The sequence below is a fragment of the Streptomyces sp. E11-3 genome, from assembly GCF_046540415.1.
GTDB lineage: Bacteria > Actinomycetota > Actinomycetes > Streptomycetales > Streptomycetaceae > Streptomyces.
Genome location: NZ_JAZGRL010000043.1, coordinates 1 through 3,318, shown reverse-complemented (window position 1 = coordinate 3,318; position 3,318 = coordinate 1). Strand labels below are relative to the sequence as shown.

The 3,318-nt window shown below is 72.7% G+C and carries 3 protein-coding genes; 2 read left to right on the top strand and 1 reads right to left on the bottom strand.

All coding sequences use genetic code 11. From position 1 onward, the window contains the following. Window positions 1-1,216 (bottom strand): AAA family ATPase (locus tag U9R90_RS34625; RefSeq protein ID WP_411061330.1); only part of this gene is annotated, 1,216 nt, incomplete at its 3' end. Window positions 1,217-1,361: 145 nt separating this feature from the next. On the opposite strand from U9R90_RS34625, the gene U9R90_RS34620 reads away from it, so the two are divergent. Both U9R90_RS34620 and U9R90_RS34615 read left to right on the top strand, forming a co-directional pair. Beyond that, the gene (locus tag U9R90_RS34620) at window positions 1,362-2,240 is read left to right on the top strand and encodes a TetR family transcriptional regulator C-terminal domain-containing protein (protein WP_411061329.1); all 879 of its coding nucleotides are present in this window, start codon (window positions 1,362-1,364) and stop codon (window positions 2,238-2,240) included. 59 nt (window positions 2,241-2,299) lie between these two features. Then, window positions 2,300-3,193: a 3-keto-5-aminohexanoate cleavage protein gene (locus U9R90_RS34615; RefSeq protein WP_411061328.1), complete on the top strand. Its 894-nt coding sequence runs from the start codon at window positions 2,300-2,302 to the stop codon at window positions 3,191-3,193. Window positions 3,194-3,318: the final 125 nt, after the last annotated feature.

Here is a 3,318-nt window from a genome sequence, read left to right as displayed (position 1 = left end):
CCGGGCCGGTCGCGGCGAGCGCGCGATGGCGTATGGCCTGCTCGGCGAGGACCGGCTCGTGCCGCTGGGCCAGCTCGGCGGCGAGCGCCCGGTGCGCCAGGGCCCGCTGCCGCGCCGAGGCGTCGGCGTACACGGCGGCACGTACCAGCGGATGCAGAAAGCGCAGCTGCGGCCCGGACACCTCCAGGTGGCCCGCCTGTTCGGCGGCGTCCAGGTACGTGGCCTGCTCGCCTTCCTCGGCGGTGCCCGGGTGCGCGGCCTGCTCGACCCGCTCGGCCGTGTCCAGATGCGCGAGCCTGCCCGCGGCCCCCAGCACCACATCCGTGCGGCCGCCGACATCCGCGGCCGCCACGAGCAGCAGGGTGCGTACCGGCTCCGGCAGTTTCCTGGTCCGCTCCGCATAGACCGCGCGCAGGCGCCGCCCGAGCGGGGCCGTGCCGGTGAGCGCGAGGTTCTCCGCCACCTCAGGCGAGGGCCCGAGCCGGACCAGTTCCTCAAGGGCCAGGGGATTCCCACCGACGGCGGCGACCACCGAGCGCCTGGCGGAACCCGACGCGGCACCCCACCCCCGCTCGTCGAGCAACGCGGAGGCTGCATCGACGGTCAGGCCGCGCAGAGTGAGCCGCGGCAGATCCCGGGTGTCGGGCGCCGAGGGCCCCTCTGCGTCGGGCCGGTTGGACCCGTCGGGCCGGTCGGAGTCCGCCTCCTGTACGGCGGCGTCCGCCTCCCGTACGGCGGCGAGGAAGCCGACCGACAGCCGGTCGAGACGGCGCGCGGCGAAGAGCAGCACCCCGGCGCTGTCCCGGTCGAGCCACTGCAGATCGTCCACGACGACGAGCAGCGGGGTGTCGCCCGCCACCCGCTGCAGCAGGGACAGCGTGGCGGTGCGGATGAGCAGATCGCGGGTGGGCGCGGCGGACAGGCCCAGCGCGCTACGCAGTGCGGCGGCCTGCTCATCGGGCAGCTCCGGCAGCCGGTCGAGCAGGGGCGCGAGGAGCTGGTGCAGCCCACCGAAGGCCACCGAGATCTCGGCCTGCACTCCCGAGCACATGACGACCCGGAGGCCGGGTCCCGTCTCGGCCGCCGCCTGCCGCAACAGCGCGGTCTTCCCGACGCCGGCCTCGCCCCGCACGACCAAGGCGCCGCCCCGGCCTAACCGGGCGTCGGCGACGAGTTGGCCCACCGCTCGGAGTTCCTCTTCCCGCCCATGAAGCATGCCTTGAGGCTACTTGGCAGTCAGGGCGCAGTAGTGCTTACTGATGCATCAGTCAGATCCGCAATGTGTCTATCTGTCCAGGTATTTGGTCCAGGTTGCGCTCGTAGTGTTGCGGTATTCGCAACAGATGCCTACGGTGGCAGCCATGCGGCACGAACCCGGAACCCCCGCCGACGCCCGCACCGACGTGGCCGAACGCGTACGGCAGCTCATCGCCGACGCGGGCGTCAGCCAGCGCGAGTTCGCGCGCCGGATCGTTATGGACCCCTCCAAGCTCTCGCGCTCGCTCACCGGCGCCCGCCGCTTCACCGTCGCCGAACTGGCCCGGATCGCGGACATCGGCGAGGTGGACGCGGGCTGGCTGCTCGGGTCCCGTACCGAGCCGGTCGCCGAGCGGCCCGCCCCCCGCCGCCGCGCCACCGCCGCGGACGCGGCCCAGGGCGGCAGACCGCTGCAGATCGTGCGCGCGACGGTCCGGCTGATCGCGGAGCGCGGCTTCCATGCCGTACGGGTCTCCGACATCGCGGAGGCCTGCGCCACCAGCACCGCCGCCATCCACTACCACTTCCCGGGCCGGGACGATCTGCTCGAAGCGGCCGTGCGCTGGTGCATGGACGAGGACACCGCACGCCGGGCCGCGCGCATCGCCGAGGCCCACGATGTCGCCGACGAACTACGGCAGTTGATCGAGCTGCAGACGCCGTACACCGCGCAGCAGCGCTGGCAGTGGAGTGTCTGGCTCGACCTGTGGGCCGAGGCCGCCCGCTCCACCGCCGTCGGGCGGCTGCACGTGGAGTACTACGCGCAGTGGCGCGCGACGGTCGCCGACGTCATCGCCCGGGGCGTCGCCGATGGCGCCTTCCGCCCGGTCGATCCGGAGCGCGCCGCGCTGCAACTGACCGCCCTGATCGACGGTCTCGCCACCCAGGTACTGGCCACCGCGCCGGGCGAGCCGGGCACCAGCGCCGAGGACATGCACAGCGCGCTGCTCGCCTACGTGGACGGCACGCTCACCATCCGCTGACCTCGCCGTACGAGAAACGAACACTCCGTCCCCCCACCTCCTAAAGGAGAGGCCCCCGCATGCCCATGAACCAGGACGTCATCATCACCGCCGCGCTCACCGGCGCGGGCGACACCGTCCGCAAGAGCCCCCATGTCCCCGTCACCCCCGAGCAGATAGCCCGCTCCGCCGTCGAGGCCGCCGATGCCGGGGCCGCCGCCGTGCACATCCACGTACGCGACCCGGAGACCGGCGCCCCCTCCCGCGACCCGCGGCTCTACCGCGAGGTCGTCGAGCGGATCAAGGAGACCGGCACCGACGTGGTCATCAACCTGACCGCGGGCATGGGCGGCGACCTGGTCATCGACCCCGACGCGCCCCTGACGCGGCTGCCCGGCACTGACCTGGTGAGCGGCCTGGACCGGCTGCCGCACGTCGAGGAACTGCTGCCCGACATCTGCACCCTCGACTGCGGCTCGCTCAACTTCGGCGACGGCAGCAATCTCTATGTCTCCACTCCCGACATGCTGCGCACGGGGGCCAAGCGCATCCAGGAGCTGGGCGTACGGCCTGAGTTGGAGATCTTCGACACCGGGCACCTGTGGTTCGCCAAGCAGCTGCTGGCCGAAGGCCTTCTGGACGATCCCACCGTGTTCCAGCTCTGTATGGGCATCCCGTGGGGTGCGCCCGCCGACCCGGGCGTCCTGCAGTCCATGGTCAACATGCTGCCCGAGGGCGCCGAGTGGGCGAGCTTCGCCATCGGGCGGATGCAGATGCCGTGGGTCGCCCAGTCCATCCTGCTCGGCGGCCATGCCCGCGTCGGCCTGGAGGACAACCTCTACCTGGGCAAGGGCGTCAAGGCCACCAACGCCCAACTCGTCGAGCGGGCCGTACAGATCACCGAGTCCCTCGGCGCCCGGGTCGCCACACCGGACGAGGCCCGCCAGAAGCTCGGCCTCAAGCCGCGCACCTGAGCTCTGCGCGAGCCCGCGCATCCGCCTGGTCCCGAGCCATCCCGCGCATCAGCCTCACCTCCGAGTCGCCCCGCGCATCCGCCTGTCCCCCGAGCTGCCCCGCGCATCCCGCTACGCCCCACCCA